At 73.1% G+C, this 13,889-nt stretch carries 15 protein-coding genes and 1 riboswitch; of the genes, 12 read left to right on the plus strand and 3 right to left on the minus strand.

What is annotated here, in order from left to right; all coding sequences use genetic code 11:
• Positions 1-85: 85 nt before the first annotated feature.
• Genes ACRYR2_RS13175 through ACRYR2_RS13205 form a run of 7 tightly spaced genes read left to right on the plus strand, consistent with a single transcriptional unit; the run spans position 86 to position 5,892 of the window.
• A complete protein-coding gene (locus ACRYR2_RS13175) occupies positions 86-493 on the plus strand; it encodes a TOBE domain-containing protein (RefSeq protein WP_432563323.1) in 408 nt (135 codons plus the stop codon).
• A complete protein-coding gene (gene modA / locus ACRYR2_RS13180; RefSeq protein WP_432563324.1) occupies positions 490-1,254 on the plus strand; it encodes a molybdate ABC transporter substrate-binding protein in 765 nt (254 codons plus the stop codon). Before ACRYR2_RS13175 ends, modA begins: the two co-directional genes overlap by 4 nt.
• Positions 1,251-2,054, plus strand: a complete 804-nt coding sequence (locus ACRYR2_RS13185) for an ABC transporter permease (RefSeq protein ID WP_432563325.1) — start codon at positions 1,251-1,253, stop codon at positions 2,052-2,054. Before modA ends, ACRYR2_RS13185 begins: the two co-directional genes overlap by 4 nt.
• Positions 2,051-3,133, plus strand: a complete 1,083-nt coding sequence (locus ACRYR2_RS13190) for a sulfate/molybdate ABC transporter ATP-binding protein (protein WP_432563326.1) — start codon at positions 2,051-2,053, stop codon at positions 3,131-3,133. The genes ACRYR2_RS13185 and ACRYR2_RS13190 overlap by 4 nt, the downstream gene beginning before the upstream one ends.
• A gap of 50 nt (positions 3,134-3,183) precedes the next feature.
• Entirely contained in the window at positions 3,184-4,074 is an 891-nt protein-coding gene (locus ACRYR2_RS13195) for an ABC transporter ATP-binding protein (RefSeq protein WP_432563327.1), read from the plus strand.
• A complete protein-coding gene (locus ACRYR2_RS13200) occupies positions 4,071-5,246 on the plus strand; it encodes an ABC transporter permease (protein WP_432563328.1) in 1,176 nt (391 codons plus the stop codon). The genes ACRYR2_RS13195 and ACRYR2_RS13200 overlap by 4 nt, the downstream gene beginning before the upstream one ends.
• A 19-nt stretch (positions 5,247-5,265) precedes the next feature.
• On the plus strand, positions 5,266-5,892 hold the full coding sequence (locus ACRYR2_RS13205; protein ID WP_432563329.1) for a TrmH family RNA methyltransferase: 627 nt from the start codon (positions 5,266-5,268) through the stop codon (positions 5,890-5,892).
• Between the two features lie 222 nt (positions 5,893-6,114).
• Here the strand turns inward: ACRYR2_RS13205 and ACRYR2_RS13210 are convergent, their stop codons facing one another.
• The 3 genes from ACRYR2_RS13210 to ACRYR2_RS13220 all read right to left on the minus strand — a co-directional run bounded on the left by ACRYR2_RS13210 (position 6,115) and on the right by ACRYR2_RS13220 (position 10,274).
• Positions 6,115-6,771 (minus strand): transglycosylase family protein, encoded by a 657-nt coding sequence (locus tag ACRYR2_RS13210; protein ID WP_432563330.1) that lies wholly within the window; start codon positions 6,769-6,771, stop codon positions 6,115-6,117.
• Positions 6,771-6,931: riboswitch (cyclic di-AMP (ydaO/yuaA leader) on the minus strand. (Overlaps the previous gene by 1 nt.)
• Positions 6,932-7,102: 171 nt before the next feature.
• Positions 7,103-7,867 carry a lysophospholipid acyltransferase family protein gene (locus ACRYR2_RS13215; RefSeq protein WP_432563331.1) on the minus strand — a complete coding sequence of 255 codons (765 nt, stop codon included), beginning with the start codon at positions 7,865-7,867 and terminating at the stop codon, positions 7,103-7,105.
• A 115-nt stretch (positions 7,868-7,982) separates the two neighbouring features.
• Positions 7,983-10,274, minus strand: coding sequence for an SDR family oxidoreductase (locus ACRYR2_RS13220; protein ID WP_432563332.1), 2,292 nt, complete (start codon positions 10,272-10,274; stop codon positions 7,983-7,985).
• A gap of 118 nt (positions 10,275-10,392) precedes the next feature.
• Between ACRYR2_RS13220 and ACRYR2_RS13225 the strand changes: the two genes are divergently transcribed.
• The 5 genes from ACRYR2_RS13225 (at position 10,393) to ACRYR2_RS13245 (ending at position 13,882) form a co-directional block, all read left to right on the plus strand.
• On the plus strand, positions 10,393-12,591 hold the full coding sequence (locus ACRYR2_RS13225; protein WP_432563333.1) for a carbon starvation CstA family protein: 2,199 nt from the start codon (positions 10,393-10,395) through the stop codon (positions 12,589-12,591).
• Complete coding sequence (locus tag ACRYR2_RS13230; protein ID WP_432563334.1) at positions 12,588-12,764, plus strand: CstA-like transporter-associated (seleno)protein; 177 nt, start codon at positions 12,588-12,590, stop codon at positions 12,762-12,764. Before ACRYR2_RS13225 ends, ACRYR2_RS13230 begins: the two co-directional genes overlap by 4 nt.
• 106 nt (positions 12,765-12,870) lie before the next feature.
• Positions 12,871-13,155, plus strand: a complete 285-nt coding sequence (locus ACRYR2_RS13235; protein ID WP_432563335.1) for a hypothetical protein — start codon at positions 12,871-12,873, stop codon at positions 13,153-13,155.
• A 4-nt stretch (positions 13,156-13,159) separates the two neighbouring features.
• Positions 13,160-13,516: a metallopeptidase family protein gene (locus ACRYR2_RS13240; RefSeq protein WP_432563336.1), complete on the plus strand. Its 357-nt coding sequence runs from the start codon at positions 13,160-13,162 to the stop codon at positions 13,514-13,516.
• Between the two features lie 48 nt (positions 13,517-13,564).
• Complete coding sequence (locus ACRYR2_RS13245; RefSeq protein WP_432563337.1) at positions 13,565-13,882, plus strand: tetratricopeptide repeat protein; 318 nt, start codon at positions 13,565-13,567, stop codon at positions 13,880-13,882.
• Positions 13,883-13,889 lie beyond the last annotated feature (7 nt).

Raw genomic sequence — 13,889 nt, forward strand, 5'->3', positions numbered from 1 at the left:
GCCGCGGGTGTTGGAGATCGCAAGAGTCTCCGCAGGTGCGGAACGAAACGCGGTTCGGATCCGCAGGTGCGGCTAAAGTGCGTGCGTGCCGCAGTACCGCATCCGTGACGTCGCCGACCTGCTGGGCGTCTCCGACGACACCGCCCGTCGCTGGACGGACAGCGGAGCGCTGCCCAGCGGCAAGGACTCCACCGGCCGGACGGTGGTCGACGGCGCCCGGCTCGCCGCCTTCGCCGTCGAGCACGCCGGGGCGGCCGGCGCCGACACCACGTCCGTGGCGCGTTCGGCGCGCAACCGCTTCGCCGGGCTGGTGACCCGTGTGGTCGCCGACGGCGTGATGGCCCAGGTCGAGATGCAGTGCGGCCCCCACCGCGTCGTCTCGCTCATGAGCCGGGAGGCGGCCGAGGAGCTCGGCCTCGAACCCGGCAGCCGCGCCACCGCCGTGGTCAAGGCGACCACGGTCATCGTCGAGACCCCCGCAGGACGCTCGTGAGGTGCCGTCCGCTCACCGCCCTGCTCGCCGCGGGAGTCCTGCTGGCGGCCTGCGGTTCCTCCGACGCCGACCCGGCCGCACCGGAGGAGCGGACCCTGACGGTGTTCGCCGCGGCCTCGCTCACGGGCACGTTCACCGAGATCGGCGAGCAGTTCGAGGCGGCCAACCCCGGGGTGAGGGTCGCGTTCTCCTTCGCCGGCTCCTCCGACCTGGCCACCCAGATCACCGAAGGCGCCCCCGGTGACGTCTTCGCCTCGGCCGACGAGAACACCATGACCGAGGTCACCGGCCAGGCCCTGACCGCCGCCGACCCGGTCGACTTCGCGACCAACGTCCTGCAGATCGCCACCCCCGCCGGCAACCCCGCCGGCATCGCCACCTTCGCCGACCTGGCCGAACCCGGCGTCAGGGTCGTCGTCTGCGCCGCGCAGGTACCCTGCGGCGCGGCGACCGACAGGGTCGAGCAGAGCAGCGGCGTCCCCCTCGACCCGGTCAGCGAGGAGTCCTCGGTGACCGACGTGCTCGGCAAGGTCACCTCCGGGGAGGCCGACGCCGGTCTGGTCTACGTCACCGACGTCATCTCGGCCGGCGACCGGGTCACCGGCGTGGAGTTCCCCGAGTCCGCCGCCGCGGTGAATACCTACCCGATCGCGGCCCTGACCGGTGCCGCCGACCCCGACCTGGCGGACGCCTTCGTGGAGTTCGTCGTGGGGGCCGGCGGTCAGGAGGTGCTGCAGGCCGCGGGGTTCGGGCGGCCGTGACGCGTCGCGGCGGTGGGGTGGCGGGCAGTGCGCTGCCCCGCTGGGTGTTCGTCCCGGCGGCGTGCGGGTTGCTCCTGTTCCTGGCCCCGCTGCTCGGTGTGCTCTCCCGCGTCGACTGGTCCGACTTCCTCGCGCTGGTCACCTCCGAGTCCGCCCGCGCCGCGCTCGCGCTCAGCCTGCGGACGGCCACGGCCAGCACCGTGTGCTGCCTCCTGCTCGGCGTCCCGATGGCGCTGGTGCTCGCGCGCAGCAGTTTCCCCGGCCTGCGGGTGCTGCGCTCGATCGTGCTGCTGCCCCTCGTCCTGCCGCCCGTCGTCGGTGGTCTGGCGCTGTTGTACGCACTGGGCCGCCGCGGGTTGCTCGGCCCGGCGCTGGAGGGTTTCGGCGTCACGATCGCGTTCACCACCGTCGCGGTCGTCATCGCGCAGACGTTCGTGTCGCTGCCGTTCCTGGTGCTGAGCCTGGAGGGTTCGCTGCGCAGCGCGGGCCGGCGGTACGAGTCGATCGCGGCCACCCTCGGCGCCCCGCCGGGCCGGGTGCTGTTCCGGGTGACGCTGCCGCTGGTGGCGCCCGGCCTGCTGTCGGGGGCCGTGCTGGCGTTCGCGAGGGCACTGGGGGAGTTCGGCGCGACGCTGACCTTCGCGGGCAGCCTGCAGGGCGTCACCCGCACGCTGCCGCTGGAGATCTACCTGCAGCGCGAGACCGATCCCGACGCCGCCGCGGCGATGTCGCTGCTGCTCGTCGTCGTCGCGGTCGTCGTCGTGGTGGCGGTGCGGGGCCGTCGCGGAGCCCTGTCGTGAGCCTCGAGGTGGCGGTGAGGTTCGCCGAGCGGGGGCTGGCCCTGGACCTGGTGGTCCCCGACGGGGAGGTCCTGGCCGTGCTGGGCCCCAACGGCGCCGGGAAGTCCACGCTGCTGAGCCTCCTGGCGGGACTGCTGCGCCCCTCGGCCGGCCGGATCGTCCTGGACGGGCGGGTCCTGGCCGGCGACGGCGCCGACGGGAGGGCGACCTTCGTCCCGGCCCACCGGCGCGGAGTGGGGCTGCTGGCCCAGCAGGCGCTGCTGTTCCCGCACCTGACCGTGGAGGCCAACGTCGCCTTCGGCCCCCGCAGCTCCGGGCTGTCGAAGGCCCGGGCCCGGGCCCGGGCGGAACGGTTGCTGGCCGAGGTGGGCATGACGCAGTTCGCGCGCCGCCGCCCCCACGAACTGTCCGGCGGCCAGGCTCAGCGCGTCGCGATCGCCCGGGCGCTGGCCGCCGAGCCGCGGCTGCTGCTGCTCGACGAGCCGATGGCCGCGCTCGACGTGACCGCCGCCCCGGAGGTCCGGCAGGTCCTGCGCCGCGTGCTGCGCGGCCGGTCGGCCGTCCTGGTCACCCACGACCCGCTCGACGCCCTCGCCCTGGCCGACGAGGTCGTCGTCCTGGAGTCCGGCCGGATCGCCGAACGCGGGCCGGTGCGCCAGGTGCTGTCGGCTCCGCGCAGCGCGTTCGGGGCGCAGCTGGCCGGGCTGGTGCTGCTGCCTGGGCAGATCACCGCCGACGGTCTGCGGACCGCCGACGGGACCACGGTCGCCGGGGTCGTCGACGGTGCCCCGGGGGAACGCGGCGTGGCCCTGTTCAGCCCCTCCGCGGTGGCCGTGCACGCGCGCGACCCCGGGGGCAGCCCGCGCAACCGCTGGGCCGCCACCGTCGTCGACGTCACCCCGCACGGCGACGTCCTGCGGGTGCGCGCCCGCCCGGACGCGCTGCCCGCCACCGACGTCCTGGCGGACATCACCGTCGGCGCGGCCGCCGAGCTGGACCTGACCCCCGGCGCCACCGTCCACCTGGCCGTCAAGGCGACGGCCGTGCGGGTCCACCCGACCTCTTCGACGTTCGGCTGAGCGACCTTCGGCGGACGCGCTCCCTCCCAGCGCGCGCATAGGTTCGCCGGGTGCTAGTCCTCGACTCGATCACCCGCAGGTTCGGGGACCGTCTCGCGCTCGACGACGTCAGCCTCAGCGTCCCCGACGGACGCATGGTCGGCTTCGTCGGCGCGAACGGTGCCGGGAAGACCACCACGATGCGGATCGCCCTGGGCGTCCTCGCCGCCGACTCCGGAACGGTGACGTTCCGCGGGCAGGTGCCCGACCTGGCCCTGCGCCGGCGGTTCGGCTACATGCCCGAGGAACGCGGCCTGTACCCCAAGGGCCGGATCCTGGAGCAGCTCGTGTTCCTGGCCCGCCTGCACGGCGTCGACCGCGGGGTCGCCACCGAGCGCGGGCAGGACCTCCTGGACCGGCTGGGCCTGGGCGACCGCTCCGGCGACAAGCTGGAATCGCTGTCCCTGGGGAACCAGCAGCGCGTGCAGGTCGCGGCCTCCCTCGTCCACGACCCCGAACTCCTCGTCCTCGACGAACCGTTCTCCGGGCTCGACCCGCTGGCCGTCGACGCCATGGCGGAGCTGCTGCGGGAGAAGACGGCCGCGGGCGTGGGCGTGCTGTTCTCCAGCCACCAGCTCGACCTCGTCGACCGGCTCTGCGACGAACTGGTCATCCTGCACGGCGGGCGGGTCGTCGCCTCCGGCGAGCCGGACAAGCTGCGCCGCGCCCGCGGAGGCTCGCGGTACGAACTCGTCGCCGACGCCGACCTGGACTGGGTGCGCGACATCGCCGGCGTGCGGCTGGTCGACCGCCGCGCCGGCGGTGTCGTCCTGGAACTGCCCGACGGAGCGGGCGACCTGGACCAGAAGATCCTCGCCGAAGCACTGCGCCGCGGGCCCGTCCGGGCCTTCGGGCCCGTGCTGCCCACGTTGTCCGAACTGTTCCAGGAGGTGTCCCGGTGAAGGGCCAGTGGTGGATCGTCGCCCAGCGCGAGATGACCGAACGGTTGCGGGACAAGGGGTTCATCTTCTCCACCGTCCTGCTGTTCGTCATCGTGGCGGCCGCGGCCGTGCTGCCGGGGGTGCTGTCCGGTGGGACCGACGACTACGACGTCGCGGTGACGAGCGACTCGCGCGCACTCGTCGAGACGGCGTTGCCGGGGGAGGACCCCGACGAACGGGTCGCCCTGCGGGAGGTGGCCGACCAGGCCGCCGCCGAGGCGGCCGTCCGCTCCGAGGACGTCGACGCGGCGGTCCTGGTCGGTGAGACGGGGACGACGATCGTGGGGGACCGCACCGTTCCGGACACCCTGTCCGCGATCCTGTCGGCCCGCGTCGGCGCCGCCCAGACCGTCGCCGGGTTCGAGGCCGTGGGCGTCGACCGCGCCGACGTCGAACGGGTCCTGTCGCTGCCGCCGCCGGCGACCGTGCTGCTGGACCCCGATGCCGTCGACCCGTTCATGGTCTACCTGCTCGGGCTCGCGTTCGCGGTCCTGTTCTTCCAGATCGTCGTCATCTTCGGGTACTCGATCGCCCAGAGCGTGGTGCAGGAGAAGCAGACCCGCGTCATCGAGCTGCTCGTGACGACGGTTCCGGTGCGGCAGCTGCTGATCGGCAAGATCCTCGGCAACGGGATCCTCGCGTTCGCGCAGATCCTGCTGCTCGTCGCGGCGGGCCTGGCGGCCCTCGCCGTCGCGCAACCGGATCTGCTGGAGTCCATCCCGGGCATTCCGAGCGCCGCCGTGTGGTTCCTGGTGTTCTTCGTCCTCGGGTTCGCGATGCTGTCGTGCCTGTGGGCGGCGGCCGGGGCCATGGCCAGCCGGCTGGAGGACCTGCAGTCCACCGCCACCCCCGTGCAGATGTTCGTGATGCTGCCGTTCTTCGCCTCCTTCGTCGTCAACGAGCCCGGGACGTTGCAGACCGTCCTGAGCTACGTGCCGTTGTCCTCGCCCATGGTCATGCCCAAGCGGGTCGTCCAGGGCGACGTCGCGCTGTGGGAACCGTTGCTGTCGCTGGCGGTCATCGCCGTGACGGCCCTGCTGTTCGTCGCGGTCGCGCGGCGGCTGTACGAGAACAGCCTGCTGCAGACGGGCCGGTCGCTGGGGTTCCGGTCGGCGTGGAAGAAGGCCGCCTGACACCTGGGACGATGTCCGGGTGACTGAGCTGGAACGACGGGTCGTCGGGGTGGGTCCCTGGGAGGGGGCCTGGCCCGACGACCCGCGGTACGACCCGGAACTGCTGCGCGACGGCGACCGCCGCAACGTCGTCGACGAGTACCGCTACTGGTCGAACGCCGCGATCGTGGCCGACCTGGACACCCGCCGGAACCCGCTGCACGTCGCGGTGGAGAACTGGCAGCACGACGCGAACATCGGCTCGGTCGTGCGCACCGCGAACGCCGTGAACGCCGCCGGCGCCCACGTCGTGGGCTTCAAGCGCTGGAACCGGCGCGGCGCCATGGTCACCGACCGGTACCTGTCCGTCCACCACCACACCGACGTGGCGGCGCTGGCGGCCTGGGCCGCGGACCGGGACCTGCCGATCGTCGGCATCGACAACGTCGAGGGGTCGGTGCCGCTGGAGACCTACGACCTGCCGCGCGAGTGCGTGATGCTCTTCGGCCAGGAGGGGCCCGGTCTGACCGAGGCGGCCGTCGCCCACTGCGTCGACGTGCTCGCCATCGCCCAGTTCGGCTCGACCCGCTCGATCAACGTCGGCGCCGCGGCCGCGATCGCCCAGCACGCCTGGGTCCGCCGCCACGTCTTCGGCCAGCGGCCGTAGGCAGGCCTGTGGGCGACCTCAGTGGTCGGCACCGCCGACCACGCCGTGCGTCACGGAGGTCCCACGAGGCGGGACCTGTCGCGGGCCGGTGCGCCTCGTCCCCGGGACAGGGCGCGTCGTCGGCTCGGCGTCGTGACCAGAACGCTGCACCAGCTCACCCTGACGGCCTCGGAACGGCCCGGATCGGGGAGCTGGTGCAGCGTTCTGGTCAGCAGGCCTCCGTCAGGGGAGGACGAGCACCTGGCCGACGTGGATGGCGGCCGGGTTGTCGCCGATGAGGGCGCGGTTGGCGTTCCACACCGCGGCGTAGCCGCCCGCGACGCCGTTGTTGACGGCGATGCGGTACAGGGTGTCGCCGGGGGCGACGGTGTGGGTGCGCACCGCGGGCGCCGGGGCCGACTCGACCACGGCAACCGGAGCCGGGGCGGGCGCCGGGGCCGGGGCCGGGTTGAGCAGGGCCTGCTCCTGGCCGACCGGGTCGGCGGCGCCGTTCAGGCCGAGCTTGCGCGAGCAGGAGGGCCAGGCGCCCCAGCCCTGCCGCGCGAGCACGCGCTCGGCGACGACGATCTGCTGCTCGCGGGTGGCCAGGTCGGCGCGGGGGGCGTACTGCCCGCCGTTGAAGCCCGTCCAGGTGCTCGAGCTGAACTGCAGCCCGCCGTAGTAGCCGTTGCCGGTGTTGATGTGCCAGTTGCCGCTGGCCTCGCACTGGGCGAGGCGGTCCCACTGCTCCACGGGAGCGGCGGAGGCGCTGGAGACGGGGCCCAGGATCGCGGCGCCGGCGGCGCCGGCCGCGGCGGACGCGAGCAGGCCGCGGCGGAGGAACGTGGACCGGTTCGAGAGGGCACGGGGGCGCGCGGTGGCGCGACGGATCGCAGACATGGGTCGACCTCCAACGCCTGCGAGGTCAGCTGTCGGGTTCGGATCGAAGGTTGACCCGGCCGCGCGGACGCGGCTTCACCCCGAGGACGACCGTGGTCGTCCGAGGAACCTTGGGTCCCCCGCTCCTACCCACGTGTTCTGCTTCCGGCGCGCGGTGGGCAGGACTCGGCGTTCCGCGGCCGTGTCCCCGAACGGGCTCAGGGACGGACCGACCGTAACAAGCCGGGGGCCTCCCGTACACCGTCTCGCGACCGGATCGTGACCCGAAACCCCGTGCTCAGGCTGGGCGCACGCCCGACCGTGTGATGCAGTTCACAGGGTGAGCCGGTGGTCAGCTGTTGGCGAGCAGCTTCGCGACGGCTTCCTCGATGCGCGGCGTGAAGTCCCCCGCGCGTTCACCCGCGCGCCCGTACAGGGGCTCACCGAAGGTCACCGAGATCGGCTGGCGGCCCTTCGAGGGCCAGTTCTGCTTCGGGGGCATGGCGTCGAAGGTGCCGCGCAGCGCGATGGGCACGACCGGCACTCCGGCCTCGAGGGCGAGGTAGGCCGCACCCTTCTTGAACGGGCGCATCTCGCCGGTGTAGCTGCGGCCGCCCTCGGCGAAGATCACCAGGCTCCAGCCGTCCTGCAGCAGCTTCGCCGAGGAGTTCGGACCCCGGCCGCCACGACGTTCCAGGGGGTAGGTCCCGATGACCAGGCCCGAGGGAGCCGCCCGCCACCACACGTCGAAGAAGTAGTCCGCGGCCGCGGCGATCGCGACCCGACGGCGCCGGCGCGGCCCGAGGGCCTCCAGGATCACCGGTGCGTCCAGGTGCGAGGAGTGGTTGGCGACCAGGATGGCCGCCGTCCCGAGCCGGTCGAGCACCTCGGCGCCCTGCACGTGGATGGACAGCTTCGAGCGCAGCACGGGCGCCATGAGCGCCCGCTGCAGCCCCGACCGCACGAGGGTCGCCGGTGCCGACCGCACCCAGTCGTTGCGGTGGACCGACCGGCTGCCCTCCTCGGGTTCCGGTGCGCCGACACCCGAACGCTTGCGCAGCAACGGAAGTGCGCGCACGATCCGGCTCGCTCGGGGGATGCCCATCAGCCTCGCCATCCTTCGGTCCTCGACACCGGCGGTCCGCAGCGACTGCTCGACGGTGTGGAGTTCACACCACGCATCCTGCCACGCCCGCGCCCGACCGGAGCCGTCCGCACCGCGACGCCGCGCCTCAGTCGGTGCCCGCCAGCACCTGCTGCGGGACGCGCAGGCGGCGGGTGGGCGAGGAGGCCGCCCAGTCCGCCACCGGCCAGCGCGAGGCCCGGGCGACCCGGAACAGCGGGACGTCGGGCGAGACGGCGGTCGGGTTGCCCACGGTCTTCAGCAGCGGCAGGTCCACGTGGGAGTCGGCGTAGGCGTAGCTGGCCGACAGGTCGGCCCCCTCGACCTCGGCGTACCGGCGCAGCCACGCCGCGCGGGCCTCGCCGACCAGCGGCGGGGAGGTCAGGAAGCCGTTGGCCTGGCGCTGCCCGTCGACGCGCTCCTCGTCCAGCTCGGTGCACACGACCTCGTCGAACAGCCCGGCCAGCGGGCGGGTGACCTGCCGGACGTCGCCGGTCATGAGGATCGTGCGGTGACCGGCGTCGCGGTGGGCCTGGATGCGCCGCAGGGCGTCGGAGGAGACCTGCTGCAGGAAGCCGGGCGCGAAGACGTCGTCGACGTAGGTCTCCAGCGCGTCCAGGTCCACCCCGGCGTACCCGCGGAACAGCGAGCGCAGGAAGCTGCCGCGGTCACGGCGCTCGGCCGCGATCCAGCCCGGCAGGTGCCGCATGACCCGCCCGAACTCGGCGATGCGGGCCGGGGCGTCCAGCGCCGACAGCCGCAGCGTCAGGTAGGAGTCGACGACGGTGCCCGGCAGCAACGTCCCGGCCAGGTCGAAGACGGCCAGGACGGGGGCCGCCCCGTCGGCGACGGGCTGCAGCTCACGGGGTCCGGTCGCCTCGGCCTGCTTGCGCCGCCGGCGGATCTCCTCGTACTTGCGCATCTGGGTGGTGACGCTGGGGCAGTGGCTGTCCAGCCAGTAGTGCCGCCAGTCCACCGTCGAGGTGTCGAAGCCGAACAGCTCGACGTCCTGCGGGTCCAGGGAGCGGTGCAGGGCGAGGGTCTTGTCGTCGACGAACCGCAGCTCGGCCTCGGTGTAGGCCTTGTACAGGTCCATGTAGCGGCGGGCGAACTCGATCTGGCGGCGGGAACCGTCCAGCTTGCGGGACACCTCGCGCACCCGCTTCGAGCGCGGGGCCAGCGCCAGCAGCCGGTCGCCGGCGTTGGTCAGCACCTCCCCGGCCCGCACCTTGCGCTCCACGGCCCGGCCGCCGGGGAAGTCCCACGTCGGCATGACGGCGGGGGAGGAGTCGAAGGGGTTCTCCGTGAAGTACTCGCGGATGAACTCGTACACGTCCCGGAAGGTCAGCGGGTTCCGGCTGCCGGAGCTCACGTGGTAGTACGCCGGCTGCGACAGCGGCGGCGGCGTCGCGGACGCGGTGAGGATGGCGTTGACGACGTGGTCGATCGGCACGACGTCGATGACGGAGTCCGGCGCGGCCGGGAACTCGGTGAGCTCGCCGCGGCCGTAGGCCAGGATGATCGGCTCGGCCATCTTGAAGCCCTCGATCCACCCCGGGTGGGGGTGCTTCACGGCCGACTCGACGATGCTCGGGCGCAGGATCGTCGTGGGGACGACGGGAGCGGCCAGCTCCTCGACGAGGCGCTCGCCCATCGACTTGGTGAAGGTGTAGCAGTCGGTCCAGCCCAGCGTGCGCGCCCGCTCCAGGCCGGCGGCCTTCTGCTGGGCGGCGACCCACTTCACGCGGCGCTCCTCGGCGCCGGCGGCCACGCTCAGCGGCCCGGCGCGGCCGTGGTCGCGCTCGGCGGCGCGCAGGAACTCCTTCAGGCGGGGTTCCAGCCGCGAGTCCTCCTCGATGCGCGCGGCCAGCCGCAGGCCCGCCTCGGTCTCGGTGCGCCAGTCCACCTGGTGCTCCACGGCCCGCTCGGGGACCGCGCCCCGGCGGCGGCCGCCGACGTAGGCGGTGGAGACGTGGACGTAGTGGATCGCCCCGTGGCCGCGCTCGTTGGCGTCCAGGACCCGCTCGACCAGCGACCGGGTGCCCACGACGTTCGTCGTGAAGGCGTCCTGGATGAGCGGGTCGAAGGACACGTCGCCCGCGCAGTGCACGACCACGTCGAGGTCGGACGGCAGCTCGGGCACGCTCGACAGGTCACCCTCGAGGGCCTCGACGCGCGTCTTCAGCAGGTCGTCGGCCTCGCCGGCGGCCCGGAAGATCGGCTTGCGCAGCACCGAGCGCAGCCGGTCCTCACCGGACTGGCCGGGCTTGGGACGGACGAGGGCCACCACGGAGGTCCCGGGCAGGTCGACGAGCAGACGCTGCATCAGCGCCTCGCCGATGAAGCCCGTCACCCCGGTCAGGAGGAACCGCTTGCCGTCGAGCTGCTGAGCCAATCGCACGCGCGAATCCTGCCACGGATGCGCACCCCGCCCGTGCGCCTCGTCACGGTGACCGGCCGGAGCCGTCGTGTGCGAGGCTGCACAGCAGTCGCACAGCTCGACCGCGAGGAGGCGGAACGTGAGCCGAACGTCGTCAACTGCTCCCGAGACCGGCCGACGAACACGGCGGGGCAGGCCGTCGGTCCGGTCGGTGGTGGTGTGGACCGCCGTCGCCGTCGTGGGAGCCGTCTGCTGGACCGTGCTGGCCCTGGCGCGCGGGGAGTCGGTCAACGCCCTGTGGGTCCTGTTCGCCGCCCTGGCGTCCTACGCCATCGGGTACCGGTTCTACTCGCGCTTCGTCACCTACCGGGTGCTGCGCGCCGACGACCGCCGCGCGACGCCCGCGGAGCGGTACGAGAACGGCGTCGACTTCGAGGTGACCGACCGGCGCGTGCTGTTCGGCCACCACTTCGCCGCCATCGCCGGCGCGGGCCCGCTCGTCGGCCCGGTGCTGGCCGCCCAGATGGGCTACCTGCCGGGGACCATCTGGATCGTCGTCGGCGTGATCTTCGCCGGTGCCGTGCAGGACCTGACGGTCCTGTTCTTCTCGATGCGCCGCGGCGGCAAGAGCCTGGGGCAGATGGTGCGCGAGGAGATCGGGGTCGTGGGCGGCGTCGCGGCGCTCATCGCGGTCTTCGCCATCATGATCATCATCCTGGCCGTGCTGGCGCTCATCGTGGTCAACGCCCTGGCCGAGTCCCCGTGGGGCGTGTTCTCCATCGCCCTGACGATCCCCATCGCGCTGTTCATGGGGATCTACCTGCGGTTCCTGAGGCCGGGGAAGGTGCTGGAGGCCACCGCGATCGGCGTGGTCCTGCTGCTGGCCGCGATCGTCGGGGGCGGGTACGTCGAGGACTGGGGGCTCGGGGACGCGCTGACGCTGACGCCGGAGACCCTCGTCGTCGCGCTCGTCCTCTACGGCTTCGTCGCCTCGGTGCTGCCGGTGTGGCTGCTGCTGACCCCGCGCGACTACCTGTCGACGTTCATGAAGATCGGCGTCATCCTCCTGCTCGCGGTCAGCCTCGTCGTCGCCCGGCCGGTCCTGGCCAACGACGCGGTGACGTCGTTCGCGCGGGAGGGCGACGGACCGGTGTTCGCCGGGTCGCTGTTCCCGTTCGTGTTCATCACCATCGCCTGCGGTGCGCTGTCGGGTTTCCACGCGCTCATCTCCTCGGGCACCACGCCGAAGATGATCGCCAAGGAACGTCAGGTCCGGGTCATCGGCTACGGCGGCATGCTCATGGAGAGCTTCGTCGCCATCAGCGCGCTCATCGCCGCCTCGGTCATCGACCAGGGCATCTACTACGCCGTGAACTCCCCGGCCGGGGTGACCGGTGGCGCCGTGGACTCGGCCGCCCGGTTCGTCACGGGGCTGGGTTTCACCACGACGCCGGAGACCCTGGCCGCGGCCGCCCAGGCCGTCGGGGAGGAGAGCGTCGTCTCCCGCACCGGCGGCGCCCCCGCGCTGGCGCTGGGGATCTCGCAGGTGTTCCACGAGGCGTTCGGCGGTGGGCTGCAAGCGTTCTGGTACCACTTCGCCATCATGTTCGAGGCGTTGTTCATCCTCACCGCCGTCGACGCCGGAACCCGCGTCGGGCGGTTCATGCTGCAGGACACCCTCGGCAACGTCTGGAAGAGGTTCGGCGACCTGTCGTGGCGGCCGGGGAACGTCATCGCCAGCGCCGTCGTCGTGGGCGCGTGGGGGTACTTCCTGTACACCGGGGTGACCGACCCCCTCGGCGGCATCAACCAGCTGTTCCCGCTGTTCGGCATCGCCAACCAGCTGCTGGCGGCGATCGCCCTGACCCTGGTCACCACCCTGCTCGTCAAGCACGGCAGGGTCCGGTACGTGTGGGTCACCGGTGTCCCGCTCGTCTGGGACCTGGTGGTGACGATGACGGCGAGCTACCAGAAGGTGTTCTCCGACGACCCGAAGATCGGGTACTTCGCCCAGCGCGCCCGCTACGCCGACGCCCTCGCCGCCGGGGAGGTGCTGGCACCGGCCAAGGACGCCGGGCAGATGCAGCAGGTCGTCACGAACTCCACCGTCAACGGGATCCTGCAGGCGCTGTTCGCGCTGCTCGTCGTCGTGGTCGCGGTCAACGCGGCCGTCGTCATCGCCCGGGCGGTGCGCGCCGGCGGGCTGCCCACGACGGAGGAACCCGCCGTCGCCTCGGCGCTGGTAGAACCGTCCGGGCTCGTCGTCCCGGCGCAGGAGCGGGAACGGCTGGCCGCGTTGCGCCGCGAGCTGGAGGCGGGCACCGGGGCCGACCGGTGAACCGGCTGGTGCGGACGCTGCGCTGGTGGTGCCGGCAGATCGACGGTCAGGACCGCTGGGAGGCCTACCTGCGGCGCTGCGCGGCGCACGGTCACCCGCCGGTCAGCCGGGCCGCCTTCGAGCGGCGGCGCGCCGACGCCCGGGCGGCCGTGCCCGGTGGCCGCTGCTGCTGAACCGCACCGGGTCGCGCGCCGTGTCACGACGGGGGACGGGGACGACCTGAGACGGAGCTGAGACGGCATGTTCGACACCTGGCGTGGTGGCACGCACCATCGACTCGTGAACGAGACGACGCTCCGCTACCGGGTGACCGTCATCGCCCACCGTCGTTGCGGCGCGGTCCGCACCGGGGGGACGGCCGAGTCGGGGATCCACCACGTGCAGACCGTCCGCGCCACGAGCGCCGAGTTCGCCCGCGACCTCGCGCTCGTGCACCTCCACGCCGAGTCGGCGCTGGTGTCGACGGCCGTCGTCGGGGTGGACGCGGTCGTCGTCGAGCGGTTGCGCTGGGGGCGTTCCCCGGTCCGCGAACTCGACAGCCGACGGGTGGTCGTGGTCCGCTAGCCGGGTGGTCCACCTGTCGCGCGAGGAGTTCGAGGAAGCCGTCGCCGACGCGCTGGACGAGATCCCCGAACAGCTGGCGCGGGCCATGGACAACGTCGTCGTCCTGGTCGAGGACGACCCGCCGGCCGAGTTCGGCGACGGGTTGCTCGGTCTGTACGAGGGCACCCCGCTGACCGAGCGCGGGTCCTGGTGGGCCGCCGGCGCGCTGCCCGACCGCATCACGATCTTCCGGCGCCCGACGCTGGCGCTCGCCCGGGACCGCGACGAGGTCGTCGCCGAGGTCAAGGTCACCGTGGTGCACGAGATCGCGCACCACTTCGGCATCGACGACGCCCGGCTGCACGAGCTGGGCTGGGCCTGACCCGCCACCGGCCGGAATCAGCCGCCCGGTGGCGGGGTTGCAGGAACCGTGAACATCGACCTGCTGAGCTTCGAGATGGCTCGCGACGCGTTCGACGAGCGGCGCTTCACCGACGCGGTCCGCTCGCTCGAACCGCTGGTCGAGCGGCATCCGGACGACCGTTCGCTGCGCGAGCTGCTGGCCCGCAGCTACTTCGGTGCGGCCATGCTGTCCAAGGCCGAGGAACAGGCCCGGGACCTCGTGCGCCGCAGCCCTTCGGACGCCTACGCGCACCTGTTGCTGTCCCGGGCCCTGGAACGGCAGAGCCGGCACGGCGAGGCGCGTGGCCACCGTGTGATGGCGCACGTCCTCGGCGCGCAGGTCTGACCCTCCG

The organism is Kineococcus deserti (genome assembly GCF_050871945.1).
Taxonomy (GTDB): Bacteria; Actinomycetota; Actinomycetes; order Actinomycetales; family Kineococcaceae; genus Kineococcus.